This window comes from Streptomyces sp. NPDC048171 (assembly GCF_043202655.1).
Classification (GTDB): domain Bacteria; phylum Actinomycetota; class Actinomycetes; order Streptomycetales; family Streptomycetaceae; genus Streptomyces.
In genome coordinates this window covers 102,894-129,723 of record NZ_JBIDAU010000011.1, presented here as the reverse complement: position 1 = coordinate 129,723, position 26,830 = coordinate 102,894, and the positions used below count along the sequence as shown (strand labels likewise).

The 26,830-nt window shown below is 72.3% G+C and carries 23 protein-coding genes and 1 riboswitch; of the genes, 15 read left to right on the top strand and 8 right to left on the bottom strand.

The annotated features are described in order from the left end of the window. From ispG to ACGF3J_RS29530, 5 genes are all read left to right on the top strand, one after another. On the top strand, positions 1-1,155 hold the full coding sequence (gene ispG, locus ACGF3J_RS29550; RefSeq protein ID WP_393855132.1) for a flavodoxin-dependent (E)-4-hydroxy-3-methylbut-2-enyl-diphosphate synthase: 1,155 nt from the start codon (positions 1-3) through the stop codon (positions 1,153-1,155). A 28-nt stretch (positions 1,156-1,183) separates the two neighbouring features. Next, positions 1,184-3,112 carry a 1-deoxy-D-xylulose-5-phosphate synthase gene (gene dxs, locus ACGF3J_RS29545; RefSeq protein WP_393855131.1) on the top strand — a complete coding sequence of 643 codons (1,929 nt, stop codon included), beginning with the start codon at positions 1,184-1,186 and terminating at the stop codon, positions 3,110-3,112. Next, on the top strand, positions 3,113-4,498 hold the full coding sequence (locus ACGF3J_RS29540) for an aspartate aminotransferase family protein (RefSeq protein ID WP_161328159.1): 1,386 nt from the start codon (positions 3,113-3,115) through the stop codon (positions 4,496-4,498). It begins immediately after the preceding gene. Between the two features lie 101 nt (positions 4,499-4,599). Next, entirely contained in the window at positions 4,600-5,217 is a 618-nt protein-coding gene (locus ACGF3J_RS29535) for a helix-turn-helix domain-containing protein (RefSeq protein WP_393855130.1), read from the top strand. Then, on the top strand, positions 5,214-5,336 hold the full coding sequence (locus ACGF3J_RS29530) for a DUF6126 family protein (protein ID WP_161330493.1): 123 nt from the start codon (positions 5,214-5,216) through the stop codon (positions 5,334-5,336). The genes ACGF3J_RS29535 and ACGF3J_RS29530 overlap by 4 nt, the downstream gene beginning before the upstream one ends. 28 nt (positions 5,337-5,364) lie before the next feature. Here ACGF3J_RS29530 and ACGF3J_RS29525 read toward each other — a convergent pair whose 3' ends face one another. Continuing rightward, positions 5,365-6,162 (bottom strand): tyrosine-protein phosphatase, encoded by a 798-nt coding sequence (locus ACGF3J_RS29525; RefSeq protein ID WP_393855129.1) that lies wholly within the window; start codon positions 6,160-6,162, stop codon positions 5,365-5,367. Positions 6,163-6,588: 426 nt separating this feature from the next. Next, positions 6,589-6,745: riboswitch (cyclic di-AMP (ydaO/yuaA leader) on the top strand. A 4-nt stretch (positions 6,746-6,749) separates the two neighbouring features. Between ACGF3J_RS29525 and ACGF3J_RS29520 the strand changes: the two genes are divergently transcribed. Then, on the top strand, positions 6,750-7,685 hold the full coding sequence (locus ACGF3J_RS29520; protein ID WP_393855128.1) for a peptidoglycan DD-metalloendopeptidase family protein: 936 nt from the start codon (positions 6,750-6,752) through the stop codon (positions 7,683-7,685). Between the two features lie 205 nt (positions 7,686-7,890). After that, complete coding sequence (locus ACGF3J_RS29515) at positions 7,891-8,676, top strand: SGNH/GDSL hydrolase family protein (protein ID WP_393855223.1); 786 nt, start codon at positions 7,891-7,893, stop codon at positions 8,674-8,676. A 68-nt stretch (positions 8,677-8,744) separates the two neighbouring features. Here the strand turns inward: ACGF3J_RS29515 and ACGF3J_RS29510 are convergent, their stop codons facing one another. Beyond that, a complete protein-coding gene (locus tag ACGF3J_RS29510; RefSeq protein WP_161330496.1) occupies positions 8,745-9,365 on the bottom strand; it encodes a TetR/AcrR family transcriptional regulator in 621 nt (206 codons plus the stop codon). Positions 9,366-9,455: 90 nt separating this feature from the next. On the opposite strand from ACGF3J_RS29510, the gene ACGF3J_RS29505 reads away from it, so the two are divergent. Further along, positions 9,456-10,649 carry an MBL fold metallo-hydrolase gene (locus tag ACGF3J_RS29505; protein WP_393855127.1) on the top strand — a complete coding sequence of 398 codons (1,194 nt, stop codon included), beginning with the start codon at positions 9,456-9,458 and terminating at the stop codon, positions 10,647-10,649. A 221-nt stretch (positions 10,650-10,870) separates the two neighbouring features. On the opposite strand, the gene ACGF3J_RS29500 is transcribed toward ACGF3J_RS29505, so the two are convergent. Beyond that, positions 10,871-11,698 carry a DMT family transporter gene (locus tag ACGF3J_RS29500; RefSeq protein WP_393855222.1) on the bottom strand — a complete coding sequence of 276 codons (828 nt, stop codon included), beginning with the start codon at positions 11,696-11,698 and terminating at the stop codon, positions 10,871-10,873. 168 nt (positions 11,699-11,866) lie between these two features. Here ACGF3J_RS29500 and ACGF3J_RS29495 point away from each other — a divergent pair, with 168 nt between their 5' ends. Continuing rightward, positions 11,867-12,769 carry a LysR family transcriptional regulator gene (locus ACGF3J_RS29495; RefSeq protein WP_393855126.1) on the top strand — a complete coding sequence of 301 codons (903 nt, stop codon included), beginning with the start codon at positions 11,867-11,869 and terminating at the stop codon, positions 12,767-12,769. Between the two features lie 38 nt (positions 12,770-12,807). On the opposite strand, the gene ACGF3J_RS29490 is transcribed toward ACGF3J_RS29495, so the two are convergent. The 5 genes from ACGF3J_RS29490 to ACGF3J_RS29470 form a co-directional block, all read right to left on the bottom strand. Next, on the bottom strand, positions 12,808-13,710 hold the full coding sequence (locus ACGF3J_RS29490) for an NUDIX domain-containing protein (protein WP_393855125.1): 903 nt from the start codon (positions 13,708-13,710) through the stop codon (positions 12,808-12,810). Between the two features lie 52 nt (positions 13,711-13,762). Further along, positions 13,763-15,028, bottom strand: a complete 1,266-nt coding sequence (locus tag ACGF3J_RS29485; RefSeq protein ID WP_393855124.1) for a M15 family metallopeptidase — start codon at positions 15,026-15,028, stop codon at positions 13,763-13,765. Further along, a complete protein-coding gene (locus ACGF3J_RS29480; RefSeq protein WP_393855123.1) occupies positions 15,025-15,573 on the bottom strand; it encodes an NUDIX domain-containing protein in 549 nt (182 codons plus the stop codon). The genes ACGF3J_RS29485 and ACGF3J_RS29480 overlap by 4 nt, the downstream gene beginning before the upstream one ends. A 72-nt stretch (positions 15,574-15,645) precedes the next feature. After that, positions 15,646-17,628 (bottom strand): ATP-binding cassette domain-containing protein, encoded by a 1,983-nt coding sequence (locus ACGF3J_RS29475; protein ID WP_393855122.1) that lies wholly within the window; start codon positions 17,626-17,628, stop codon positions 15,646-15,648. A 385-nt stretch (positions 17,629-18,013) separates the two neighbouring features. Further along, positions 18,014-20,872 (bottom strand): BTAD domain-containing putative transcriptional regulator, encoded by a 2,859-nt coding sequence (locus ACGF3J_RS29470; protein WP_393855121.1) that lies wholly within the window; start codon positions 20,870-20,872, stop codon positions 18,014-18,016. Between the two features lie 98 nt (positions 20,873-20,970). Between ACGF3J_RS29470 and ACGF3J_RS29465 the strand changes: the two genes are divergently transcribed. From ACGF3J_RS29465 to ACGF3J_RS29440, 6 genes are all read left to right on the top strand, one after another. Next, positions 20,971-22,557, top strand: coding sequence for an MFS transporter (locus ACGF3J_RS29465; RefSeq protein ID WP_393855120.1), 1,587 nt, complete (start codon positions 20,971-20,973; stop codon positions 22,555-22,557). Between the two features lie 304 nt (positions 22,558-22,861). After that, entirely contained in the window at positions 22,862-24,739 is a 1,878-nt protein-coding gene (locus ACGF3J_RS29460; RefSeq protein ID WP_393855119.1) for a sensor histidine kinase, read from the top strand. Positions 24,740-24,780: 41 nt separating this feature from the next. Then, positions 24,781-25,215 carry a roadblock/LC7 domain-containing protein gene (locus tag ACGF3J_RS29455; RefSeq protein WP_122616453.1) on the top strand — a complete coding sequence of 145 codons (435 nt, stop codon included), beginning with the start codon at positions 24,781-24,783 and terminating at the stop codon, positions 25,213-25,215. 2 nt (positions 25,216-25,217) lie between these two features. Next, positions 25,218-25,592 (top strand): DUF742 domain-containing protein, encoded by a 375-nt coding sequence (locus ACGF3J_RS29450; RefSeq protein WP_161332607.1) that lies wholly within the window; start codon positions 25,218-25,220, stop codon positions 25,590-25,592. Next, on the top strand, positions 25,570-26,199 hold the full coding sequence (locus ACGF3J_RS29445) for an ATP/GTP-binding protein (RefSeq protein ID WP_161332606.1): 630 nt from the start codon (positions 25,570-25,572) through the stop codon (positions 26,197-26,199). Before ACGF3J_RS29450 ends, ACGF3J_RS29445 begins: the two co-directional genes overlap by 23 nt. Next, positions 26,196-26,771, top strand: coding sequence for a GAF domain-containing protein (locus ACGF3J_RS29440; protein ID WP_365644345.1), 576 nt, complete (start codon positions 26,196-26,198; stop codon positions 26,769-26,771). The genes ACGF3J_RS29445 and ACGF3J_RS29440 overlap by 4 nt, the downstream gene beginning before the upstream one ends. The last annotated feature ends 59 nt before the right edge of the window (positions 26,772-26,830 follow it).

Below are 26,830 nucleotides of genomic sequence, written 5' to 3'. Positions count from 1 at the left end.
GTGACCGCCATCTCCCTCGGGGTCCCCGGGGTACCGGTCCGGCCGATCGCCGAGCGGCGCGTGTCGCGGCGGATCCAGGTCGGGCCGGTGGCCGTCGGGGGCGGCGCCCCGGTCTCCGTGCAGTCGATGACGACGACGCGTACGTCGGACATCGGTGCGACGCTCCAGCAGATCGCCGAGCTGACCGCGTCCGGCTGCGAGATCGTCCGGGTGGCCTGTCCCACCCAGGACGACGCGGACGCCCTCTCGGTGATCGCGCGGAAGTCGCAGATCCCGGTGATCGCCGACATCCACTTCCAGCCCAAGTACGTGTTCGCCGCGATCGAGGCGGGCTGCGCGGCGGTCCGCGTGAACCCGGGCAACATCAAGCAGTTCGACGACAAGGTCAAGGAGATCGCCAAGGCGGCGAAGGACCACGGCACCCCGATCCGCATCGGCGTGAACGCGGGCTCCCTGGACCGCCGTCTGCTCCGGAAGTACGGCAAGGCGACCCCCGAGGCGCTCGCCGAGTCCGCGCTGTGGGAGGCGTCGCTCTTCGAGGAGCACGACTTCCGGGACATCAAGATCTCGGTGAAGCACAACGACCCGGTCGTGATGGTCGAGGCCTACCGCCGGCTTGCCGCCCAGTGCGACTACCCGCTGCACCTCGGCGTGACCGAGGCCGGCCCCGCCTTCCAGGGCACCATCAAGTCGGCGGTCGCCTTCGGCGCGCTGCTCTCCCAGGGCATCGGCGACACCATCCGCGTCTCCCTCTCCGCCCCGCCGGTCGAGGAGATCAAGGTCGGCATCCAGATCCTCCAGTCGCTGGGGCTGCGGGAACGCCGGCTGGAGATCGTCTCGTGCCCGTCCTGCGGCCGCGCCCAGGTCGACGTGTACAAGCTGGCCGAGGAGGTCACCGCCGGTCTCGACGGCATGGAGGTGCCGCTGCGCGTGGCCGTCATGGGCTGCGTCGTCAACGGCCCCGGCGAGGCCCGCGAGGCCGACCTCGGCGTCGCCTCCGGCAACGGCAAGGGGCAGATCTTCGTCAAGGGCGAGGTCGTCAAGACCGTCCCCGAGCCGAAGATCGTGGAGACCCTCATCGAGGAGGCGATGAGGATCGCCGAGCAGATGGAGAAGGACGGCGCGTCGGGGGAGCCGGCCGTCACCGTGAGCTGAATCAGCACGGACCGAAGGGGGCCCGAGCGTGACGATTCTGGAGAACATCCGGGGACCACGCGACCTGAAGGCGCTGTCCGAGGCGGAACTCGGTGAACTGTCCGACGAGATACGTGACTTCCTGGTGCACGCGGTCGCCCGCACCGGCGGTCACCTCGGACCCAACCTGGGGGTGGTGGAACTCACCGTCGCCCTGCACCGGGTCTTCGAGTCGCCGGCCGACCGCATCCTGTGGGACACCGGACACCAGAGCTACGTGCACAAACTCCTGACCGGGCGTCAGGACTTCTCCAAACTGCGGAGCAAGGGCGGCCTGTCCGGCTACCCCTCCCGCGAGGAGTCCGAGCACGACGTCATCGAGAACAGCCACGCATCCACCGTGCTCGGCTGGGCCGACGGCCTCGCCAAGGCACGCGACGTGCGCGGAGAGCGCGGCCACGTGGTCGCCGTCATCGGCGACGGCGCGCTCACCGGCGGCATGGCCTGGGAGGCCCTGAACAACATCGCGGCCGTCAGGGACCGGCCGCTCATCGTCGTGGTCAACGACAACGAACGCTCGTACGCCCCGACCATCGGCGGTCTCGCCAACCACCTCGCGACGCTGCGCACCACCGACGGCTACGAGCGGATGCTGGCCTGGGGCAAGGACGTGCTCCACCGGACCCCGGTGGTCGGCCACACCGTCTACGAGGCCCTGCACGGTGCCAAGAAGGGGTTCAAGGACGCCTTCGCCCCGCAGGGACTCTTCGAGGACCTGGGGCTGAAGTACCTCGGCCCGATCGACGGACACGACCTCGGGGCCGTCGAGTCGGCGCTGCGGCGCGCGAAACGCTTCCACGGGCCGGTGCTGGTGCACTGCCTCACGGAGAAGGGCCGGGGCTACGAACCCGCCCTGCGCGACGAGGAGGACCACTTCCACACCGTCGGCGCGATGGACCCGCTCACCTGCGCACCGCTCAGCCCCGCGGGAGGGCCGTCCTGGACCTCCGTGTTCGGCGAGGAGATGCTGCGGATCGGAGCGGAGCGCGACGACGTCGTGGCGATCACCGCCGCCATGCTGCACCCGGTCGGCCTGGCACCCTTCGCCGAACGGTTCCCCGACCGGGTCTGGGACGTCGGCATCGCCGAACAGCACGCCGCCGTGTCCGCCGCCGGCCTCGCCACGGGCGGACTCCACCCCGTCGTCGCCGTCTACGCCACCTTCCTCAACCGCGCCTTCGACCAACTGCTGATGGACGTCGCGCTGCACCGCTGCGGGGTCACCTTCGTCCTGGACCGGGCCGGCGTCACCGGAACCGACGGGCCCTCGCACAACGGCATGTGGGACATGTCCGTCCTCCAGGTCGTCCCCGGGCTGCGCATCGCCGCCCCGCGCGACGCCACCCAGTTGCGTGCGCAGCTGCGCGAGGCGGTCGCCGTCGACGACGCGCCGACCCTGGTGCGCTTCCCGAAGGAGTCCGTCGGCCCCGACGTACCCGCCGTGGGCCGGGTCGGCGGCATGGACGTCCTGCATGCCGCCGACCGGCCCGAGGTGCTGCTGGTGGCCGTCGGCGTGATGGCGCCCGTCTGCCTCGGGGCCGCGGAGCTGCTCGAAGCGCGCGGCATCGGCTGCACAGTCGTAGACCCGCGCTGGGTCAAACCCGTCGACCCGGAGCTGGCCCCGCTGGCCGCACGGCACCGCCTGGTCGCCGTCGTCGAGGACAACAGCAGGGCGGCCGGGGTCGGTTCGGCGGTGGCACTGGCACTCGGCGACGCCGACACCGACGTGCCCGTGCGCCGCTTCGGCATCCCCGACCAGTTCCTCGCCCACGCCAAGCGCGCCGAGGTGCTCGCGGACATCGGCCTCACCCCGGTCGACATCGCCGGCCGGATCGGCGCGAGCCTGGCCGTCGGGCGACGAGCGGTCGAAACCCCCGGGGACGGACGGAACGTCATGCCTGCGCAAGGAGAGAACTGAATGACCAAGGAGTTCGACCTCGCCGCGCTCTTGGCCGAGCGCGGGGCCGAGCGGTACGAGCTGCACGCCAGGCACCTCAACCACCAGCTGCCGCGCATGCTGCACACCATCGGCTTCGACAAGGTCTACGAGCGGGCCGAGGGCGCGCACTTCTGGGACGCCGAGGGCAACGACTACCTGGACATGCTCGCCGGGTTCGCGGTGATGGGCCTGGGCCGCCACCACCCGGTCGTCCGCAAGGCGCTGCACGACGTCCTGGACGCCTCGCTCGCCGACCTGACCCGCTTCGACTGCCCGCCGCTGCCCGGGCTCCTGGCCGAGCGGCTGCTCTCCTACAGCCCGCACCTGGACCGGGTCTTCTTCGGCAACAGCGGGACCGAGGCGGTGGAGACCGCGCTCAAGTTCGCCCGCTACGCGACCGGCAGGCCGCGGATCCTCTACTGCACGCACGCCTTCCACGGACTGACCACCGGCTCGCTCTCCGTCAACGGCGAGGACGGCTTCCGCAAGGGTTTCGCGCCGCTGCTGCCCGACACCGCGGTCCCGCTCGGCGATCTGGACGCCCTGGCGCGCGAGCTGCGGCAGGGAGACGTGGCCGCGCTCATCGTGGAGCCGATCCAGGGCAAGGGCGTGCACGAGGCCCCGCCCGGCTATCTGCGGGCCGCGCAGGACCTGCTGCACCGGCACAAGGCACTGCTGATCGCCGACGAGGTGCAGACGGGCCTGGGCAGGACCGGGAAGTTCTACGCCTTCCAGCACGAGGACGGCGTCGAGCCCGACCTGGTCTGCGTGGCCAAGGCGCTGTCCGGCGGCTACGTACCGGTGGGCGCCACCCTGGGCAAGGACTGGATCTTCCAGAAGGTGTACTCCTCGATGGACCGCGTGCAGGTCCACTCGGCGAGCTTCGGGTCCAACGCGCAGGCCATGGCGGCCGGACTCGCCGTGCTCTCGGTGATGGAGAACGAGGAGGTCGTGGCGAACGCCGCCGCGGTGGGGGAGCGGCTGAAGTCCCGGCTGACGGCGCTGGTGGACCGCTACGAACTGCTCGCCGACGTCCGGGGCCGCGGGCTGATGATCGGCATCGAGTTCGGCCGGCCGCGGTCCCTGAAGCTGCGCAGCCGCTGGACCATGCTGCAGGCCGCCCGGAAGGGCCTCTTCGCGCAGATGGTGGTGGTGCCGCTGCTGCAGCGGCACCGGATCCTCACCCAGGTCTCCGGAGACCACCTGGAGGTGATCAAACTGATCCCGCCCCTGATCATCGACACCGCGGACGCGGACCGGTTCGTCGACGCCTTCACCGAGGTGATGGACGACGCGCACAATGGCGGTGGCCTGATGTGGGACTTCGGCAAGACCCTGGTCAAACAGGCGGTGGCGCACCGCTGAGTCCGTCCCCGGCCGCCCGGCGCCGGATCGCTTCGGAGATTTGCCTCAGAGGCAAGAAATTTGCCTGACGGGCAAGGCTCGGGCTGAATGGAGCCATGAGCATGAGCTCCTCCGAGACCGGACCGGCCGACGGGTCGGTCGCCGCCGTCGCGCCCCAGCTGCGTGAGCTGCGGCGGCGGGCCGCCCTGACCCTGGAGGCGGCGGCCCGCGCGGCCGGGCTGTCGCCGGCCCACCTCTCCCGCCTGGAGACCGGGCAGCGCCAGCCCTCGCTGCCGATGCTGCTCGCCCTCGCCCGCGTCTACGGTACGACCGTCGCCGGGCTGCTGGGGGAGGCGCCCGCGGACCCGGACGCGGTGATCCGCGCCGCCGAGATGGAGCCCACCGCCGCGGGCGGCTGGACGTACCGGCGGGCGGGGGCGCCGGGCCGGGGCATGCAGGCCCTGCGCGTCGAGGTGCCGTACGGGTCGCAGGGCGACATCGTGCGGGTGCACCCCGGCGAGGAGTGGCTGCACGTGCTCAGGGGCCGCCTGCGGCTGCGCCTCGGGGACACCGAGCATCGGCTCGGCGTGGGGGACGGCGCCCACTTCGACTCGCTGACCCCGCACCGGATCGCCGCACAGGACCCCGAAGGGGTCGAGCTGCTCTTCGTCCACACCCTGCTGCAGAGCCCGACGGCAGCGCTGTGCCTCGGCCCGACGACCCCTGGGGAGATGTCGTGAGTTCCATGGAGGAGAAGTTCCCGCGTGCCCTGTGGGTGCGGCTGCTCATCTACATCGCCCTGGGGCACGTCTTCGGCGGCTTCCTCTACCTGCTCTTCGAGGTGGGCGCCGGCCGATAGCGGTCGTGCGGACCGGTGCCGTGCCGGATCAGTCCAGCATCCGCTCGCGCAGCCGCTCCCGGGTCGCCGGGGTGAGGTGCAGGCCCTGCTCCAGGTAGGCGTCGACGCCGCCCCAGGTCTCCTCGACGGTGTCGAAGGCCGCCGCCAGGTACTCGGCGCGCGCGTCGAACAGGGGGCTCAGCAGCTCCATGACCTCGGGGGAGTAGGCCGAGGCGGCGGAGCTGCCGCGGCGCACCTTGTAGCGGCGGTGCGTGGCGTTCGACTTGAGGTAGTCGTCGAGGACTGCGTCGCGCTCGACGCCGAGCGCGAGCAGCGTGACCGCGATCGACAGGCCCGCGCGGTCCTTGCCCGCCGCGCAGTGCATCAGGGCGGGGACGCTGTCCTCGGCGAGCGCGTGCAGCACCCGGGAGTGCTCCGCCGTGCGCTCCGTGATGATCGTGCGGTAGGACGCGATCATCCGCTGGGCGCCCTTGCCGTCGGCCAGGATCGCGTGCAGCTGGTCGAGGTCGCCGTCGCGGACCATCTTCCAGAACTCGGCGCCGTCCGCCGGGTCGCTCAGCGGCAGGTTCACATTGCGCACGCCCGGCAGCTCGACGTCGGGGCCTTCCAGCTTCTGGTCGGCCGCGTTGCGGAAGTCGAAAATGGTGTGCAGGCCGAGGGTGGCCAGGAAGGCGGCGTCCTCCCCGGTGGCGTGCGCCAGGTGGCCGCTGCGGAACAGCACGCCGTGCCGCACCCGTCGCCCGTCCGCGGCCGGCAGTCCGCCGACGTCCCGGAAATTGCGCACACCGGTCAGCTCGGGTTCGGTCGACGGGACCTGCTGCGTCACGGGGACTCCTCCCACTCCGCCCCGCCGACGCTGCTCGGCGGCGGGCTCGCCTCGACGATACGGCATCCCCTGTCTGCGCCAATGAGTTGTCCACAGGGCATTAAGGACGGCATCGCGCCTTCTGTCCGAATTGATGCCTTAATTCCAACTGACGCTGAATTGCGAAAGGGTGGAGAAGTGGCGCGTGAGCAGCGTCATATCCGTAACCGTGCGTCGTCCGTCATGTTCACGTAATCAAGCCGGTTTTCAAGGATGTTCGCGCGAAATGCCATTCCCCGAATCGACGGAGTGTGACCGGATATTCCCGTAAAGGATCAATCGGAACGCCTTCTGGTGGAACCCTTCGCTTGTCCGGGTGCGTCTTGGTCCCTTACGTTCACCACCGATCCGGACGGACGCCTAATCCTGCCGCCGACCGGAGCCCACTCTCATCCACCACCCGTACCGGCAGGAGCGGGGGACCCACAGGTACGAATGCCTGTTCCGGTTCCCGGAACGGCTTGGGGTGAAGCCGCGTTTCGGCGCGGCCGGGCATCTCCAGCCCGAACCCGACAGCTCACCTCGCAGGCGCCGGAGAGGAATTCGCCATGCCCGCGAAGGGTAAGCACCGCCGTACCAGGGCCATGCGCCTGACCCGCACCATCGCCGTCGCCGGAACCGGTGGCGCCGCGCTCGCGCTCCCGCTGATCGGGGCCGCCGGCGCCAACGCCGCCCCCGCGCACTCCGTTTCCGAGCAGTCCGTCCAGTCCATTGCGGCGACGGCGAAGAAGGCCGCCGCGAGTGGCGCCGAGAAGAACTCGGACGCGCGGACCTACACCGTCAAGAGCGGCGACTACCTCTCCCGGATCGCCGACGAGCAGAACGTCGACGGCGGCTGGAAGAAGCTGTACGAGGACAACCGCCAGGCCATCGGTTCGGACCCGTCACTGATCCACCCCGGCCTGAAGCTCTCGGTCGGCGCCAAGGCCGCCCAGTCGGAGAAGCCCGCCGCCGAGAAGCCGGCCGCCGAGAAGCCCGCCGCGGAGAAGCCGGCCGAGGCGGAGAAGCCCGCCGCCAAGCCCGCCGAGAAGTCCACGGACGCCGAGAAGGCCTCCACCTCGGACGCCGGCACCAGCAGCGGCTACACCTCTCCCGTCGCGGGCGGCACCGTCGGTACCCCGTACCACCAGTCCGGCAGCATGTGGTCCAGCGGCTACCACACCGGCACGGACTTCGTCGTCCCGACCGGCACCCCGCTCAAGGCCGTCGGCGCGGGCACCGTCGTCTCCGCCGGCCCCGGCGGTGCGTACGGCAACCAGGTCGTCATCCAGCTCGCCGACGGCCACTACGCCCAGTACGCCCACCTCTCCTCCCTCTCCGTCTCCGCCGGCCAGTCGGTGACGGCGGGTCAGCAGGTCGGCCTCTCGGGTGCCACCGGCAACGTGACCGGTCCGCACCTGCACTTCGAGATCCGCACCACGCCGGACTACGGGTCGGACATCGACCCGGTCGCGTTCCTGCGCTCGCACGGCGTCTCTCTCTGACGCACGGCCAGGGCGCAGCCCCCACGCCACCGAAGGCCGGACCCCGATCCCCGGGTCCGGCCTTCGGTGTATTCCGCAATTGACCAAGCCTTTAGGCGTGGCCTTTCTCACCGACCGTCAACCCCTGCCTACGGTCGCGTAGGTCACATTCCAAGGTGAATCATGGCCCGATGTGGCAGACGATTCGAAGAATGACAGCAGAGCAGTGATCGGGTCGTACGTGGCGCTGGGGGACAGCTTCACCGAGGGCGTCGGCGACCGCGGCCCCGACGGGGCGTTCGTCGGCTGGGCCGACCGATTCGCCGTACTGCTCGCAGACCGGCGCCCCGAGGGCGACTTCACCTACGCGAACCTCGCCGTGCGCGGCAGACTGCTCGACCAGATCGCGGCAGAACAGGTCCCCCGAGTCGCCGCACTCGCACCGGACCTCGTCTCGCTCGCGGCCGGCGGCAACGACATCCTCCGGCCCGGCACCGACCCCGACGAGGTGGCCGAGCGGTTCGAGCGGGCGGTGGCCGCGCTGGCCGAAGCGGCCGGCACCGTCCTCGTGACGACCGGGTTCGACACCCGCGGCGTGCCCGTGCTCAAGCATCTGCGCGGCAAGATCGCCACATACAACGGACACGTCCGCGCCATCGCCGACCGGTACGGCTGCCCGGTGCTCGACCTGTGGTCGCTGCGCAGCGTCCAGGACCGCAGGGCGTGGGACGCCGACCGCCTGCACCTGTCGCCGGAGGGCCACACGCGGGTGGCGCTGCGCGCCGGACAGGCGCTCGGCCTGCCCGTGCCGGCCGACCCGGACCAGCCCTGGCCGCCGCTGCCCTATCGCGCCGCGCTGGACGTACGCCGGGACGACGTGCACTGGGCCCGCGAGTACCTGGTGCCGTGGATCGGACGCCGGCTGCGCGGCCAGTCCTCGGGCGACCACGTGACCGCCAAGGGGGCGCTGTCGCCGCACGACATCAAGACGCGGATCGCCTCGGTGGCGTGACGGTGTCGTGCGGGCGGGCCGGTTGCGGAGGCCGGTTGTGGGCGGGGCACGGCGAAGCCGACGGCGGATCAGCGGCGGGGGGTGCCCAACGCCTCCCGCGGGAGGCCCAGTTCGCGGGCGAGGGCCTCGTCCGTCCACTCCCGCGCCCGGGCCCGCGACACCGTGCCCGAGTACGACGTCAGTTGCACGGCCAGCCCGTCGAGGAGCGCGGTCAGCCGCAGGGCCGCGCCCTCGGGGTCCGGGCAGGGGAACTCCCCGGCGGCCACCCCCTCGGCGATGACCTCGGCGATCGCGGCCTTCCACCGCCGGTCCAGGTCCCGCGTGACGTCCCGCAGCACGGGCTCGCGCAGCGCAGCCGCCCAGCCCTCGATCCACAGCCGCCAGCCCTTGGCCTGCCCCGTCGGGGCGTACCAGCGCACGGCGGCCCGCAGGCGGCGCAGCGCCGACGTACGACGGCCGAGCAGTCCGCGCAGATGAGCCAGGTCGTCCTCGGCGGCACGGGCGAAGGCGGCGGCGACCAGCTTCTCCTTCGTGGAGAAGTGGTAGAGCACCAACGCGTTGCTCACCCCGAGCGCGGACGCCACGTCGGCGATCCGCAACGCCGCGACACCCCGCGCCGAAATCTGCTCGACGGCCGCGCGCAGCAGTTCCTCGCGCCGCTCGGCCACACTCAACCGGACTCTCGCCACGCCCCGTCCCCCCAAGCTCCGGACACGATCAGTCGGTGTCACACGAGACGACCATAATGAGAGCCTGACCTACTCCACCTGGAGGTTACCGTGGCCGGATTCCGTTCCCCGAGCTCCGGGCTCCGTACGCCCTGGCCCGCGGCCTTCGGCGCGGACCCGTCCGGTGAGCGCATGGCGCGCATCCGCAGATCGCCGCACTTCCGTGACGGCGTCTTCCAGAACCCCGGCGGCACCGCACGGACCCGGCCCTCCGGATCGGCCCGTGAGTTCGCCAAGATCTACTTCGACCGGGAGTCCCGGCTCCGCCGCGCTCCCCGGGGCCCGATCCCGGTGCACGCCACCACCCTCGCCGACCTCGCCCGGCCGCCCGCCACCGGACTCAGGCTGACCTGGATGGGGCACTCCAGCGTGCTCGCCGAGATCGACGGGCGGCGGGTGCTCTTCGACCCCGTGTGGGGTGAGCGCTGCTCCCCGTTCCCGTTCGCCGGGCCCAAGCGGCTGCACCCCGTCCCGGTCCCCCTGGCCGCCCTCGGCCCGGTCGACGTCGTCGTGATCTCCCACGACCACTACGACCACCTGGACATGCCCACGATCAAGGCGCTGGCCGGCACGGACACCCTGTTCGCCGTGCCGCTCGGGGTCGGCGCCCACCTCGAACACTGGGGCGTGCCCGCCGACCGGCTGCGGGAGCTTGACTGGCACGAGTCGACGCGCGTCGCCGGCCTCACCCTGACCGCGACGCCGGCCCGCCACTTCTGCGGGCGGGGACTGCGCAACACCCAGCACACCCTCTGGGCGTCGTGGGTCGTCGCCGGGGAGGAGCACCGCGTCTACCACAGCGGGGACACGGGTTACTTCGACGGCTTCCGGGACATCGGCGCCGCGCACGGCCCCTTCGACGCGACGATGATCCAGCTGGGCGCGTACTCCCACTTCTGGCCGGACATCCACATGACGCCCGCAGAGGGGTTGCGGGCCCATCTGGACCTCCAGGGAGGCGCTCCGGCCGGGGTGCTGCTGCCGATCCACTGGGGGTCCTTCAATCTCGCGCCGCACGCGTGGGCGGAGCCGGGGGAGTGGACGAAGGACGTGGCGGAGGAGGCCGGGCAGGCGGTGGCGTTCCCGCGGCCGGGTGAGCCGTTCGAGCCGGCGGGGAAGGTGCCGGTGGAGGCGTGGTGGCGGGCGGTGTCGGAGCCGGTCGCGCACGCGTGGCGGCGTCCGGGGAGTGCTGAGGGCGTGGCGGGGACGAGCAGGGGGGATCTCGACCTCGCGGGTGAGCGGTGACGTCGGTCGGGGACGAACTGGTGGAGACAGTCCGGATGCCGGGGTGTCTCCCGACTGGGGCGCGTGAGGGTGTGGTGCGGGCCTCGGTGGGGCGATCGGTTCCAGTCCGCCCGGGATGCGGCGTGCGGTCAAGGCTCGTGGCCGCTTCCCGTGCGGGGCCGTCGCCTTGAAGGGCCTCTACATGGCCTTCATGAGCCTGGACCCACGTGCAAGAGCCGGGCTCACGTCGTCATCCTGCGGGTGGTGGAACGGTGTGCGGTGGATACGGTGATCGTGTTCGCGCCGACGATGACGAGGACGGCAAGCCAGGCGAGGACATCCAGTCGCTGCCCGAGGAGGACGAGACCGGTGATGGCCGCGAAGACCGGGTTCACACTCATGAACACGCCGAAGAAGTGTGCCGGGACGCGGCGCAGCGCCAGCAGGTCGGCCAGGAACGGCACAGCTGAGGAGAGCAGCCCGGCGGCCAGCGCGCAGCCGAGTGCCGCGGCGGTGGGCGGGTGGTGCCACAGCACCCACACACCGACGGGAAGGTAGAGGGCGCCGGAGACGGCCGCCGCGGCGGCCGAACCCTCCAGGCCGGGCAGCCGGGCTCCGACGGTTCGGTTGAGCAGGATGTAGCCGGCCCAGCACGCCGCAGCCAGCAGAGCCAGGCCGATGCCCGGATAGTCGGTGGAGGGCGTGGGACGCGCGAGGACCACCACCGCTGCGGCGGCCGCCACCGCGGCGAGCAGGTCGAGGCGGCGCCGGGAGCCGGCCAGGGCAACGGTCAGCGGGCCGAGGAACTCCAGCGTGACGGCCAGCCCGAGCCCGATCCGCTCGATCGCCGCGTACAGGGACAGGTTCATGACCGCGAACACCAGCGCCAGGCACAGCACGGGACGCCATTGCGCCGCGGTGAAGTGCCGCAGCCGCGGTCGGCCGAGTGCCCCGAGCATCACGGCCGCCACCCACTGGCGCACCGCCACCACCCCGACCGGCCCGAGCACCGGGAACGCCAGCGCCGCGATCGACGCCCCCGTCTGGTTGGACAGGCCACTGCCCAGCATCAGCGCCACGCCGGTTCCACGCCGCGTTCCGTGGGGCGAGGCGGTTCCGTCGGCTGCGGTGCCCCGGGGCGACGCGATGGGGGAGGAATCGAGCTTCATGTCCTCGACGATGAGCGCACGGCGCGCATGCGCAAAATGCATCTTCTTGCTCAGCTATACGCTGGACGCATGGACGAGATGTGGAAGGGGGCGGCGCTGGAGCTGAGGCACCTGCGGTGCCTGGTGGCCATCGTCGACACCGGCAGTTTCACGGACGCCGGCATCGAACTGGGCATCTCCCAGGCCGCGGTCTCCCGGAACCTGCTCGCCCTGGAAAGGATCCTCGGAGTGCGCCTGCTGCACCGCACCAGCCGCACGATCACGCCCACCACCGCGGGCGTACAGGCACTGGCCCGCGCACGCCCGCTGCTTGCCGGCGCCGAGGAACTCTTCATTGAAGCCTCCTCGGGCCACAACCGCCTGCACATCGGTCACGCCTGGTCCGCCTTCGGCCGCCACACCACCGAGTTCCAGCGTCGCTGGCACCAAAGCCACCCCGAGACCGAGCTCCGGCTCATCCGCCACAACTCCTCCACCGGCGGGCTTGCCGAGGGCCTCTGCGACCTCGCGGTCATCCGGGCCCCTCTCGACCTCAAGCCCTGGTCACACGCCGTCGTCGGCCACGAGAACCGCTACGTGGCTCTCGCCTCCGACGACCCCTGGGCCCGCCGCCGCAGTATCCACATGGGAGAGATCCCCGACCGTGCCCTCGCCATCGACCGCAGAACCGGCACCACCACCCTGGACCTGTGGCCCGAGGACGAACGGCCCGCCGTCGAGTACACCCACGACATCGACGACTGGCTCGCCGCCATCGCCACCGGCCGCTGCATCGGCATCACCCCTCAGGCCACCGCGGTCCAGTACCGGCGCGACGGCATCACCTACCGGCCCTTGCGTGGGACTGAACCCGTCCCCGTCCACTTCATCTGGCGCAGGCACGACCCCCACCCCGCCACTCACGCCGCTGTCGCTCTCGCCATCGACCTCTACCACGAGAATCGTCAGCGCCCGGGAAGCCTGGACAAGTGACTGACTCGTATACCGGCCGGATCCAGGAAGGGCCGCCGTCAGGACTGCGTGATCAGGTAGGCGGGGCCCTCGCCGCGCCGGGCTCGTTCGATGGCGTCCAGACGAGCGAAAGCGCCCGGTGCCATCAGTTCCTGCCAGGTCGCGAGGTCGTGGACGGCCCACATGTCGTGTTCCGTGGGGTCGAGGCGGATCCGGCCGAGCTCTTCGGCGGTCAGCCGCCCTCCGTCGAAGACGAGCCCCACCTTGTTCAGCGGCTGGCGCGGCCCGGCGTGCAGGAAGTGCGTGAGGAGGAGTGGCGGCGCTTCCTGCGCGAGGTCGAGTCCGGTCTCCTCGACCGCCTCGCGCCGGGCAGTCTGGAGCGGGTCCTCGCCGGGGGCGTCCAGGTTGCCGCCCGGGAACTGCCAGAGTCGCGAGCCGTAGACCGAGCGGAGCTGGATCGGCCGGTCGTGCGCGTCACGGATGTACAGGCAGCCGTACACCGTGTGGTGGGGAACGGTCTGCGCGTAGTCCCGGGCCGTCATCGGCAGGGGACGGCCGGGCCGGGCAGGACGGTGGTCGAATGCGAGGGCGAGCACGCCGAGGGTTTCCTCGGCCGGCGGGTAGATGCCGCGGAGGTCGGCCAGCAGCTCTCCGGGCGGCGCGTCCGAGTCGATGCGTGCGGCGTCCTCCGAGCGGATCAAGTCCTCGAAGGAGGGGTACGGGGTGATCCGCCGCACGATGACGTCGAGATCCCGCCCGGTGTCCCGGTCGTGGAAGACGAGCGTGTCGCCGACGCCGATGGTGCGCTCGACCGGGGTGGCCACCCTCACCTCGATCGTCTTGCGCCCCGCTTCCACCTGGCGGTAGTACCGCCCGAGCAGGTGCAAGTGGTGCTCGGGCGGTGTCTCTCCGGCCCATGGGCTCGGGACGGCCGGGGCCGTCTGCTGGGTGTCGTCGGGCATACGTGCCTCCGTAGGGGCGAGTGGTGGGGAAGTGGACGAGTCCGGCGGAGCGCTAGGGGAGTTCGATCGGTCCGTACCGCGCGTATGGCTCCTGGCGCATCAGCGCGTCGTATCGGTCCGCTGCCGAGAAGTGCCAGAACTCGGTTCCGTAGTTCGTGAAGCCCGCGCCCTGCATGGCGTCGAGGAGCAGGGCGCGGTGGTGGCGTGCCCGGTCGCTGATGTTCGCGGCGTGTGTGAAACAGGCTCCGTCGCTCTCCTCCGGGGAGGCGTTGACGCGGGTGCCGAGGTCGAGCTCGTGGCCGTCCTGGTCGGCGAGGGTCATGTCCACGGCCGCGCCCGCGCAGTGCGGCGCGATCTCCGGCGGTGACACGTACCGGCTGGCGGCCTGGTACAGCTGCTCAGGTGTCCAGTCGGGGTTGTCGGCGGCCAGCTGGTCGCGGTACCCGGTGAAGTAGCGCTGCTGGAGGGAGAGCGGCCGGTAGCCCTCGATGAACAGCAGGTCGGTGCCGGCGGGCAGGAGCGAGCGGGCGTGCGTCAGCCGGGCGAGGACGCCTTCACGGACGTGGGCGAACGCGCCCCGCGGGTCGTGCTTGCGCGGGTCGACGCGGAAGTCGTGGTCGCGCATGTCGACGAGCGGCTCTCCGCACTCGCGCACCGGAATCGCGGCGACCTGCGGATCGGACATCAGCACCACAGGGTTCATGGAGTCTCCTCGTGACGGCTTGGACTGCGGTGGAGGGGCGGCGGCAGCGCTCAGACCGGTGTCGCGCACGATGCGGGTGACGGTGTCCTCCAGCGTGCTGTCGGCGGGGATCACGGTCTCCGGAGCGCCGGGCAGCAGGTCCCGCTCGCGGTACCAGGAGGTGAGGTGGGTGTCGGTGACCTGTTCCCGGTAAGCGGCGTCCGCCTTGGAGGCGTGCCGGGCCAGCGTCGCCTCCAGCGGTACGTCCAGGTAGTAGCAGGCCGAGACGCCGCGGTGGTCCCGTACCAGTGACGTGATCATGTGGCTGTAGCGGTCGGCGTACAGGATTCCTTCGAGTACGACGTGGAAGCCGGCGTCCAGGGCGTGGCGGGCGACCCTGCCGAGGAGGGCGATGTTGGCGCCGCATGCGGTGTCGTGCTCGCGCAGCACGTTCCGGCGGATCACGTCCTGGCCCACGATCGCGACACCGCGGCCGTAGTGATCACGCAGGCCCTGGGCCACGCTCGACTTGCCCGACGCCGAGTTCCCGCGGATCACTACGAGGCGGGTGTCCGGACGTCCGGCCGCCGAGGCAGCGGGCACGCGACTGGACGCGCCGGCTGTTGTGTCGGTCATGCGGGCCAGCCCGTCTCGCTGTACAGCTCGCCGTTCTTGATGCCTTCGATGGCGATCCGGGTGTAGGGGACGAGGTCGTCGGGAAGGGCGGCGGGGTCCCAGAACTTCCACCGGGTGCACTTGTCCGGCTCGCGCAGCTCCGGCTCGCTGCTCCAGGCGCGGGCGCGGAAGAAGAGGCCCATGCGGGGCCGGTCCCCGGCACGGTCGATGTGGTGGACGACGTGGACGAGTTCGACGTCCCGGCGCTCGATGCGCAGGCCGGCTTCCTCCTGCGCCTCCCTGATGAGGCAGGCGAGGGCCTCGGCCTGCAGCCAGGGCGCCGAGATGGAGCCGGTGATGGTTCCGTCGTCGTGGCAGGTGGGGACGATGTCGTCGGCGTACGAGACGGGGAGGGGAACCTCGGGGGCGAAGACGTGCCGGGGCACGGTGCGGAAGGCGTGCTCGACGGCGGCGGAGCGGATGTGGTTGTGGGCGTGGAGTTGCTGGACGAGTTGGTGGCGAAGCCGGCTCGCGTCGCCGACTTCGGTGGCCGGTGAAGCCGTCACGGGATTCCTTCCGGGGGTCGTCGGGCGGTTGGTGTACGGGGGCAAGGTGGTTCGGCAGCGGGTCGGTTCGGTTTAGGCGCCCGGCGCGGCGGTGGCCTGGCGTGGGCAGGGTGATGTGGGGGTATCGCCGCTCATCCGGCGCTGTAGCTCCCACAGACTGCGGAACAGCCCCGGCTGCTGGGTGAGCTGTGCGTAGGTCCCTTCCTGGACGATTTGCCCACGGTCCAGGACCACGATCCGGTCGGCGACGGCCACGTTGGTGAGCCGGTGCGTGATGAGGAGGATCGCGCGGTCCTTGGCCAGTTCGCGCAGGCCGGCGAAGATCCGGTGCTCGGCGCGGGCATCGAGGGCGGCCGTGGGCTCGTCCATCACCAGCAGCGACGCCTGCCGGTGGAAGGCACGGGTGAGGACGAGACGCTGCCACTGGCCGCCGGAGAGCTGCTGTCCTCCGAACCACTCGCTGGTCAGGAGGGTGTTGAGGCCCGAGCGGAGTCCGGGGAGCATCTCCGCGGCGCCGGACGCCTCGCAGGCGGCGAGCAGGGCCGCGTCGCTGCCGTCGCCCTGCCCGAAGGTGATGTTGTCGCGCATCGTGAGCGGGAGGTAGGTGAACTTCTGCGGCACGAGCGCGACGTGCTCCCACGACCCCCAGGGGTCCAGGTCCGCGGTGGACGCGTGGTCCCAGGCCACGTTGCCCTCGGTGGGCAGCAGCAGCCCGCACAGCAGGCGCGAGAGGGTCGTCTTGCCGGAGCCGTTCTCCCCGACCAGAGCCACGATCTCCCCGCGCCGCACGTGCAGGGAGACGTTGCTCAGGCTGTCCTTGGGCGCGCCGTCGTAGCGGTATGTGCCGTCGCGGACCTCGAAGCGCTCTGGAGCGGTGGGAACGGGCGCGGTGGCACGGGAGTCGGTCATGGCCTGGCCGTGGGCGTTGTCGAGGAAGTTCTGCCAGTCCTGGACGTACCAGCCGGTTCGCACCAGGCGCGCGCCGCCGTTGATGATGCCGCGCACCGAGCCGGTGGCGGTCTGGAGGGCGAAGACGGCGCCACCGCCCGCCGCCAGGCCCATCCGCCCCGAGGCCAGGAGCCACAGCAGCGCCGCCCACACGGCGGTCGAGGCGAGCCCGCCGGCCACGGCTCCGGCCAGTCCCATCCAGGCCCCGGTGTTCGCGGCCTTGCGTTCGGCGGCGTTGACCGAGTCGGCCAGCCGCCGGTATCGGCCGATGAGGAAGGGGCCGGCCAGGCAGGCGCGCATTTCCTCACTGGACTCCTGGTAGGCCATGTGCCAGCGCAGCTTGCCCAGCATCCGGCGCCGGCCGGAGGTCTCGAGTCCGGCGAGGTAGATCACGCGGGCGGAGCGGACGTAGGCGGCGGCCTGAGGCAGGCAGGCGAGGAAGAGAAGGGGCAGGAGGAGGGGGTGCAGGACGGTCAGGACCGCGGCGCCGGCCGCGAGCGTGGCGGTCGCCGCGAGCACGTCCTGCGCTTCCTCGACGAGGTCGGGGGTGACCTGGGCGCCGCGGTCGGCGATGTCGTAGGCGTCGTTGTAGCCGGGTTTGTTGTTGGCGGCGAGTTCCGCGCCGAGCGCGGCCTCGATCATCGTCAGCTCTGCCGCCCGCCCGAGGACCGGGCGCAGACGCCCGGTCAGCCAGACCACGGTGATGCCCAGCAGAGCGCGCAGACCGGTGGCGACGGCGATCACGGCCAGCTGCGGGGCGGCGTCCCACAGCCGCTCGGCGATGTTCCCCGAGGAGATCAGGGCGGTGATCGTGCCCGTGACGGCCAGGAGGCCCAGAGCCGCGAGGACGCCGGTCGCGATCTGGCACACCAGCAGTCCGATGGTCGCGCCGCGGTCGACGCTCCAGGCCATTCGAACCGAGCGCCGCACGAGGGACGGCAGGCGCCGCGCCATGGTGCGGGAGGTCAGCAGGGAGCCGGCCTGGAGTCGTGAGGCGTCGCGGTAGAGGTACTCCTCCTCTCGAACACCGGCGTCCTGCGTTTCGTCGTCCGGTGCGGTCTCCTTGTCCGGTTGCGGTGGCTGGTCCTGCGTAATGGCCGAGGTCATCGTTCCCCCTAGGACGGTCGCTGCGGCTGAGTCGTGATGTCCAACGACGCGATCGCGATATCGAACACACGTCATTCGGTCGTGCTGGGGAGCCCGCTGTTTCCTGTGTCAGCCGGTCATACGGGCGCGGGAACCCTGGTCCGGCTTGGAGCGGCCGCGGGCAGGAAATGGCTGAAACGCCGACACCGCCGAACCTCGGCCCCCAGTCCGGCTGTGGCGGTCATCGCGTTCAGCGCGTCTTTCGCCGCGTCTTTCCCCACGTCGGTCGGGGACGGGCGTGGCGGGACGGTCCGGATGAAGCGGCCTCCCTCTGTGGCGGAGGCCCGGTGTCCGAGCGACGAGGCGGCGGACCTCCGGTCGGCGGCCGCGGGCGCCGCGGAGAGCGTCACACCTGGGGGGTGAGATCCAGTTCCGCCAGCGCGGCCGCCGCTTCGGCGGCGTGGTCCGCCGAGGGGCTTTTGGCGAGCGCACGGTTCAGGTGGCGCCGTGCGGCGTCCCGGTCGCCGCGCAGGCGCGCGGCGAGGCCCAGGCCGATCTCCGCGCGGGCCTCGCCCCGGCCGTAGGCGCGCTCGGCCGCCAAGGCCAGCGCGCGCTCGTACAGTTCTGCCGCCTGCGGGGCGTCGCCGCCGGCCAGCGCGGTCCCGCCGAGCCACGTCAGGGTCTCCACCGCCTCCGTCCACAGCCCGAGTTCCTCGGCCATCAGCAGCGCCGAGCGGTACAGCCGTTGGGCCCCTGCCCGGTCCCCGTCGCGTTCGGCCACGAGCGCGAGCGCCCGGGTGGCCCGCAGCTGTCCCCAGCGATCGCCCGCCTCCTGGAACAACGCCGCCCCCAGTTCCGCCCGTTGGCGGCCCTCGGCAGGCGTGTGCAGCGCCAGTTCGACCAGCGCGGCGGCCTCGGCCCAACGATCTCCGGAGCCCCGTGCGGCGGCCAGACCCGCCGTCAGCAGACGCAGTCCCTCCCGGTGCCGGCCGTGGCCGAACAGCCCGGTGCCCACGAAACACCGCAACCGCCCGCGCAGCACCGGGTCGACGACGCCCGACGCGGGGTCCACGTCCGCGGCGAGCACCGGCGCCGCCTCCGCCGACGAACCGCGCAGTTCGATGCCGGTCAGCCAGGCCCGCGCCGCCAGGCGCGCTGCCTCGCCTGCCTCGCCGTTCGCACCTGCCTCGCCGTCCGCGGCCAGCGCCGTGTGGAGCGACCTGCGGGCCTCGGTGAGCCGGCCGCGCAGGAACCAGTACCAGGTCAGCGCGTTGACCAGGCGCACCGCGTACGCCGGGGTGCCTGCGGCGACCGCCAGGTCGAGGGCACGGCGCAGGTTGACGGTCTCCGCGTCCAGGCGTTCCAGGCAGCGGCGCTGGTCCGGGCCGCGCAGCGACTCGGCCTCCCGCTCCGCCACTTCGGTGTGGCAGCGGACGAACCGCGCCCGGACGGAGGCTTCCTCGCCCGCCTCCGCCAGCCGTTCCCCGCAGTAGGCGGCCACCGACTCCAGCAGGCGGAACCGGTTCCCCTCCCGCACCACCAGTGAGCGGTCCACCAGCCGCGCCAGCAGGTCGGCCACCCGGTCGGCACCCAGGTCCGTGTCGGCGCAGACCGTCTCGGCGAACGGCAGGGTGCAGCCGTCCGCGTGCACGGCGAGGCGTCGCAGCACCGTCTGCTCGTCCGGGGAGAGCAGCTGCCAGCTCCAGTCGAGCATGCTGCGCAGTGTCCGCTGCCGCTCCGGCAGCCCGCGCACCCGGACCGCGGGCGGCGTCAGCCGGTCCTCCAGGCAGGCGGCCAGCTCGTCCGCGCTCAGCGTCCGCAACCGGGGCGCCATCAGTTCCAGGGCGAGGGGAATCCCGTCCAGGCGGCGGCAGATGGCGGAGACGGCCGCCGCGTTGTCCGCGTCGAGTGTGAAGCCGGGCGTGGCCGCCGCCGCTCGTGCCACGAAGAGCTCGACGGCGCCCGACCGGGCTGCCGCCTCCGCGTCGGCGCGCTCCGGCAACGAGAGCGGGGGCACCGGATGGACCAGTTCGCCGGGGATGCCGAGGGCTTCCTGGCTGGTGACCAGCAGGTGCCCCGCGGGCACCGCCGACAGCATGGCCCCGGCGAGCTGGGCGACCGGCTCGACCAGGTGTTCGCAGTTGTCCAGCAGGATCAGCAGCTGTTTGCCCGCCACCGCCCGGCACAGCCAGCTGACCAGGTCGTCGAGGTCCGGCTCGGTCGACGCGGTGTCGCACAGGCCGAGGGTGGTGATGACGCGTTCGGCGATGTCGTCGCGGCCGGCGGTGGCGCCGAGCCCGGACAGCTCGACAAGCCACACGCCGTCGGCGAACCGCCCGGTCATGTCCCGCGCCGCGGCGATCGCCAGCCGGGTCTTGCCCACCCCGCCCAGACCGGTGAGCGTGACCAGGCGGCTGCCCCCACCGGGACTCAGCCGGGCGCGGACCGTCTCGACCGCGCCGCGCCGCCCGATCAGCGGGGTCAGCGGGGTGGGCAGGTTGGTGCGGCAGGAGGGCGCGCCGACGACGGGCGCGGCCAGCCCGGGGTCCTGACGCAGCATCGCCTCGTGCAGCGCCGAGACCTCCGGTCCGGGCGACGTCCCCAGTTCCTCCGCCAAGTGCCGCCGCAACTCCTGGAAGCCGTGCAGCGCGTCGCCCTGCCGCCCGGCCCGGTAGAGCGCGCGCATGTGGAGCATGCGCAGCCGCTCCCGCAGCGGGTGACGGCACACCACTTCACCGAGCTCCGCCGCCGGCGCCGCGTGCTCGCCGAGCGCAAGCAGTGCCTCGGCCCGGTCCTCGACGACGCCGAGGCGCAGCTCCTCCAGGCGGGCGACCTCCCCGCGGGCGAAGAGGGACTCGGCCACGTCGGCGTAGGCCGGTCCGCGCCAGAGCGCGAGCGCGTCGGCGAACAGGCTCGCCCGCGCCGCCGGCTCCGCCTGACCGCGGGCGCGCTCGGCCAGCTCCTGGAAGCGTGCCGCGTCGAGCGCGCCGTCGGCGAGCGGCAGCCGGTAGCCGGCGGGCTCGCGGACCACCTGCTCGCGGCCCAGCACACGGCGCAGCTGGGAGATCTTGGTCTGCAGGGTGTTGGCCGAACCACCCGGCGGTTTCCCCGCCCACAGGTCGTCGATCAGCCGGTCCGCCGGCACGGGGCCGCCGCCGTGCACCAGCAGGTCCGCCAGGAGGGCGCGCACTTTGGCTTCGGGGACCTTGACCGGCCGGCCCTCGGCGTCCCAGACGGCCAGCGGGCCGAGCACCCCGTAACGCATGCCCCGCAGTGTATCCGCGCGTGACCCTCAGGAAATCGTGCGTGACGGTCGGCAGTGTGGCGGCGAAGGTTCCGGACCGGACGCCAAGGGGGAGTTCCATGAGCACGACGACCTTACGCAGGGCCGGTGCCCGGGAGTGGGGAGGCCTGGCCGTCCTGTCGATGCCCACCGTGTTGCTGGGCCTCGACGTCACCGTGCTGTACCTCGCACTTCCCTCCCTGGCGGCGGACTTGCGCCCCAGCGGCATCGAAGAGCTGTGGATCATGGACGCCTACGGCTTCCTGATCGCCGGCTTCCTGATCACCATGGGCACCCTGGGGGACCGCATCGGCAGGCGCCGGCTGCTGATGATCGGGGCCGCCGCCTTCGGCATCGTCTCCGTGCCGGCGGCCTGGTCCACCAGTGCCGAGATGCTCGTCGCCGCCCGGGCCGCCCTCGGCATCGCGGGGGCCACCCTCATGCCGTCGACCCTGGCGCTGATCGGCAACATGTTCCGCGACGAACGCCAGCGCTCGCTGGCCATCGGCGTCTGGGCGACAAGCTTCGCGCTCGGCATGGCGCTCGGTCCGGTGGTCGGCGGCGCGCTGCTGAACCACTTCTGGTGGGGCTCGGTGTTCCTCCTCGCGGTCCCGGTCGCCGTGGTGCTGCTGGTGGCCGCACCCCTGCTGATCCCGGAGTACCGGGCGCCGCACAGCGGAGGCTTCGACCTGCTCAGTGCCGTCCTGTCGCTGGTGGCGATCCTGCCGGTGATCTACGCGGTGAAGCGGTTCGCCAAGGACGGACCGGACGTCGCGACGATCGGCGGCGCGGTGATCGGCGTGGTGTTCGCGGTGGTGTTCGTCAAGCGGCAGGGCAGGCTCGCGAGCCCTCTGCTGGACGTGCGTCTCTTCACCGACCGCACCTTCAGCGCCGCGCTGAGCGTGCTGCTGATCGGCCTCGTCGGCGTCGGCGGCGCCATGCTGCTGATCACGCAGCAGCTGCAGTTCGTCGAGGAGCTTTCCCCGGTCGAGGCCGGGCTGTGGATGGGGCCGCCGGCGCTGATGATGTTCCTGGCCGCGATCGGGGCGCCGCTCGTCGCCCGCCGGGTCCCCCCGGGCATCGTGGTGGCCGGCACGCTGACGCTGTCCACGGTCGGCTACGTGCTGCTGAGCCGGGTCGACGCCTCGGGCGGGGTCGCCCAGATGGTGATCGGCTTCGGACTCGTCTACCTGGGGCTGGGGGCGATCGCCGCCCTGGGCACGGACCTGGTGGTGGCAGCCGCACCACCGGAGAAGGCGGGATCGGCCTCGGCGATGTCGGAGACTGTGCAGGAACTGGGTCTCGCGCTGGGCGTGGCGATCCTGGGCAGCCTGGCCACCGCGGTCTACCGCCGTCGCGTCGACGGCGAGATCCCCGCCGGTACGCCGTCCGACGTCGCCGAAACAGCCGGTGACAGTCTCGCGGGCGCCGCCTCGTCGGCACGGCGGTTGCCGGAGGGCTGGTTCGAGACGGCGAAGGAGGCGGCCACCTCGGGTCTGAACACCGCCATGCTCGTTGCCGCGGTCTGCACCCTGCTGCTCGCCTTCCTCTCCGCCGTCGTCCTGCGCCATGTCGGCGTCATCGGCGGCGAGGAGCCGCGGAAGGACGGCGGGGCCGGGAAGGCAGACCCAGCAGAGCTGAGGGGCGAATTCCACTACCGACAGTGACTGTTTCTGATCGAGTCCGACCGGTCTTCGGCCCTTCCGGAGCGGGTGCTTCACCGGCTTATCGGGCTGTCGTACGAGGGCTCATACCAGAGCAGGACGTTGCCCGGGGGACTTTGGCAACTGCCCACCGCACATGAGGGGCAGGCGACTACTGTCAGTGTCCGTCGGGCGACGTAGGGCCGGGTCCCCCGGTCCGGTCGGTCGACGCAGCGATGACGCGTGCCCGCGTGCCGTCGCCTGCCCGCGTGGCACTTCCGTCACCACGCGCGAGCACCCAGACCGACGGACCAGTACGAGGACCCCGATGTCTCACCTCCGCGCCCCGGCCGCGCGAGCAGACCGCCGCGAGGGCGGGCGGCACGGCCGGCCGGCCCCCCGCACCACCCCCGCGCTGCCCGAGACCCACATACGGCCCCAACTCCTGCGTCTTGCCGTGCTGCCGCCGGTCGCGGTCGCCCTCAGCGGCTGCGCGGTCGTCCTGTTCACCGTCCGCTCCACCGGCATCCGGCCCGGCCCCGTCCTGTGGGCCGTGGTCGCCGGCGCCATCTCGGTGACCGCCGCGGCCGTCGTCATCGCCGCCGTCGCAGCCGACCGTGCCGCCCGCTCCGTGCACGAACGCGTCGGCGCGCTGCGCCGCGGCGCCGCACGTCAGGAGGGCGACCTGCGCGCCGTGGTCGAGGCGCTGCGCCGCGGCGAGCCGCCGCCCCGGCGCAAACCGCGCGGCGGGCCGCCCGCCGACGCCGACGACTTCGAACTGCTCGCCGCCGACCTCTCCCGCGCCCACGACGGCGCCGTCACCGCCGTCGTCCGGGCCGCCCAGCTCTCCAGCCAGGCGGGCAGCGAACAGAAGCTGGAGGTCTTCGTCAACCTCGCGAGGCGCCTCCAGTCACTGGTGCACCGCGAGATCTCCATCCTGGACGAGCTGGAGAACGAGATCGAGGACCCCGACCTCCTCAAGGGCCTCTTCCACGTCGACCACCTCGCCACCCGCATCCGCCGCCACGCGGAGAACCTCGCCGTGCTCGGCGGCGCCGTCTCCCGCCGGCAGTGGAGCAATCCGGTGGACATGACCGAAGTGCTCCGCTCGGCCATCGCCGAGGTCGAGCAGTACTCCAGGGTCCGCCTGGTCCCGCCGATCGACGGGACCCTGCGCGGCCACGCCGTCGCCGACGTCATCCACCTGCTGGCCGAACTCGTCGAGAACGCCACCCTGTTCTCCGCCCCGCAGACCCAGGTGCTGATGCGGGCCAGCCTCGTCACCTCGGGCCTCGCCGTCGAGGTCGAGGACCGCGGACTCGGGATGCCCACCGCCGAGCAGGCCCGGATGAACGCCCTGCTCGCCGACCCCGACCAGGTCAACGTCGCCCACCTGCTGGCGGACGGCCGCATCGGCCTGTTCGTCGTCTCCCAGCTCGCCAAGCGGCACGGCATCACCGTCCGGCTGCAGACCAACATCTACGGCGGTGTCCAGGCCGTACTGGTCGTCCCGCAGGCTCTGCTGGGCACGGAACCCGGCCGGCTCCCCGGCGGCACGGCCCGGCCGCCGGAGGCGGCCGCCTCCGAACCGGTCCCCGTACCGGCGCCCCGTCAGCAGCCACCGCCCATGGCACCGGCGCCGACGGTGCCGGCGGCCCCCGCCACCCCCGCCGCAGGACCAACGACCGTCGTACCGACCGCCGTCGCACCCGCCACGACCGCGCCCGCGGTGCCCCGCCCCGCCCGGGGCCGCCCCGCCGCCGAGGGCGAACCCCTGCCGCTGCCCGTGCGCGGTACACGGCAGAACCGGCCCACCCCGGCCGCCGCCGTCCCCGGCGTACGCCCCGACGAGCGCGGTGTCATCGCCGAACACGCGGCCACCCCGCCCGTCCCGCGCCACAGCGCGGTGCGCGGCACCATGGGCAAACCCCAACTGCCCCGCCGCCGCGCCCAGGAGCACCTCGCACCCCAACTGCGCGGCGGCCCGGCACCGCGCCAGGAACCCGAGCGGTACACCGGTCACGACCCCGGCCTGATGGCGGCCTTCCAGCGGGGCATCGGCCTCGCCGAGGCCCAGCAGCACCGGGAACCGGCCTCCCTGGAGCCGGTCCGCACGGACTCCGTCCACACGGCGCCCGCCCCCACCGCGCCACCCCACCCGGCCGCACCGCACCTGGAGCCGACCCCCCGGGACCAGTCCGGATGAACGCCCCCACAGATCTTCGTACCCCAAGGAGTCGATCCACCATGGCGAGCGATGCGCCGACCGGCCAAGTGTCCGACCTCGACTGGCTGATGAGCGGCCTCGTCCAGCGCGTTCCGCACACGAGCAGCGCGGTGCTCCTGTCCTGCGACGGCCTGGTGAAGTCCGTCCACGGTCTCGACGCCGACAGCGCCGACCACATGGCGGCCCTGGCCTCCGGCCTGTACTCCCTCGGCCGCAGCGCCGGCGTCCGCTTCGGCGACGGCGGGGACGTGCGACAGGTCGTCGTCGAACTCGACTCGACGCTGCTCTTCGTCACCACCGCCGGATCCGGCACCTGCCTCGCCGTCCTGGCCGGCCGGGAGGCCGACGCCGCGGTGCTCGGCTACGAGATGGCCATGCTGGTCAAGAGCGTCCGCCCCTACCTGGCCACCGCGCCCCGGCAGCACGCCGTCGAACCACCGGCGATGAGGCCTTGAGGGTGGCCGCGGCCGGCGACGGGCCCTGGCTCGACGACGCCGCCGGACGGCTGGTGCGCCCCTTCACCGTCAGCAACGGCCGTACCCGGCCCACCGTCGCACTCGACCTGATGTCCCAGGTGATGGCCACGGGGACGACCCCCCTCGGCTACCTCGGACCCGAGCACACGCAGGTACTCGACCTGTGCCGGGCGCCGCTCCCCGTCGCCGAACTCGCCGCGCACCTGCGGCTGCCGGTGGCGGTCACCAAGGTGCTGCTCTCGGACCTCGTCGACTGCGGCGCGCTGACCACCAAACCCCCCGCCGCGTTCCACCACAACCCCACGGACCGGGCCCTTCTGGAGGCAGTGCTCGATGGACTACGACGACAGCTCTGACCACGTCCACGGCGAAGGCGCCGACCCGTTCCCCACCGCCCTGAAGATCCTCGTGGCGGGCGGATTCGGCGTCGGCAAGACGACCTTCGTCGGCGCCGTCAGCGAGATCGCGCCGCTGAGCACGGAGGAACTGCTCACCACGGTCAGCGCCGCGACCGACAACCTCGACGGAATCGAGAACAAACTCGAAACGACCGTGGCCATGGACTTCGGCCGCATCACCCTCGACCCCGCGCACGTCCTGTACCTGTTCGGCACGCCCGGCCAGGAACGCTTCTGGTTCATGTGGGACGAGCTGTGCGAGGGCGCGCTCGGAGCCGTGATCATCGCCGACACCCGCCGGCTGGAGGAGTCCTTCGCCGCCGTCGACTTCTTCGAGGAACGCGGCCTCGGCTTCGTCGTCGCGATCAACGAGTTCGACGGCTCCCACCGCTACGACCCCGAGGAGGTGCGCGCCGCCATGGACCTGCACCCCGAGATCCCCATCGTGCGCTGCGACGCCCGGATCTCCAGCTCCGGTGTGCAGACCCTGCTCACCCTCGTACGCCATCTCATCGCCCACACGCCGGCCCCCACCACGGGGTACGGCGCCGGAGCCCGCCCATGACCTACGACCCGCCGCGCCCGGCCGGACGCCTGCTGCTCACCCCCGAGGACCGGGAGGCCCCCGCCCGGGTACGACGGCTGCGCCTGCTCGGTCTGGTGGAACGCCCCGACCCCGCACTGGACACCTTCGCCGCGCACCTCGCCGGGCTCGCCGAGGCCCCGTACGGGATGGTCAACTTCCTGGTCGAGGGCGGGCAGTTCTTCGCGGGCCTCCGGGTCCCCGACATCCCGCCGGTGACCCGGGGGGACGGGACCAGCCCGGAGTTCGGCCGCGTCCAGCCCCGCGACCACGGCTTCTGCCCGCACGTGGTGGTCAGGCGCAAGGCCCTGGTCCTGGAGGACGTACGCGACTACCCGCGCTTCGCCGGCAACCCGGTCGTCGACGAGTTCGGCATCCGCTCCTACCTCGGCGCCCCGCTCATCGACAGCACGGGCACCGTCCTGGGCACGGTCTCCGCCGCCGACGTACGGCCCCGGACCTGGGGCACGGCGGGCCTGGCGACGATCAAGTCGACGGCGGCCGACCTCGTCCGCCGCATCGAGCGCAGCGCGCAGGACGGGCTCCCGCTGTGAGAACGCGGGACGGCGGGCGGGCGGCGTGAAGGAAAGCTGCGGCCGGGCTTAAGAAAGGC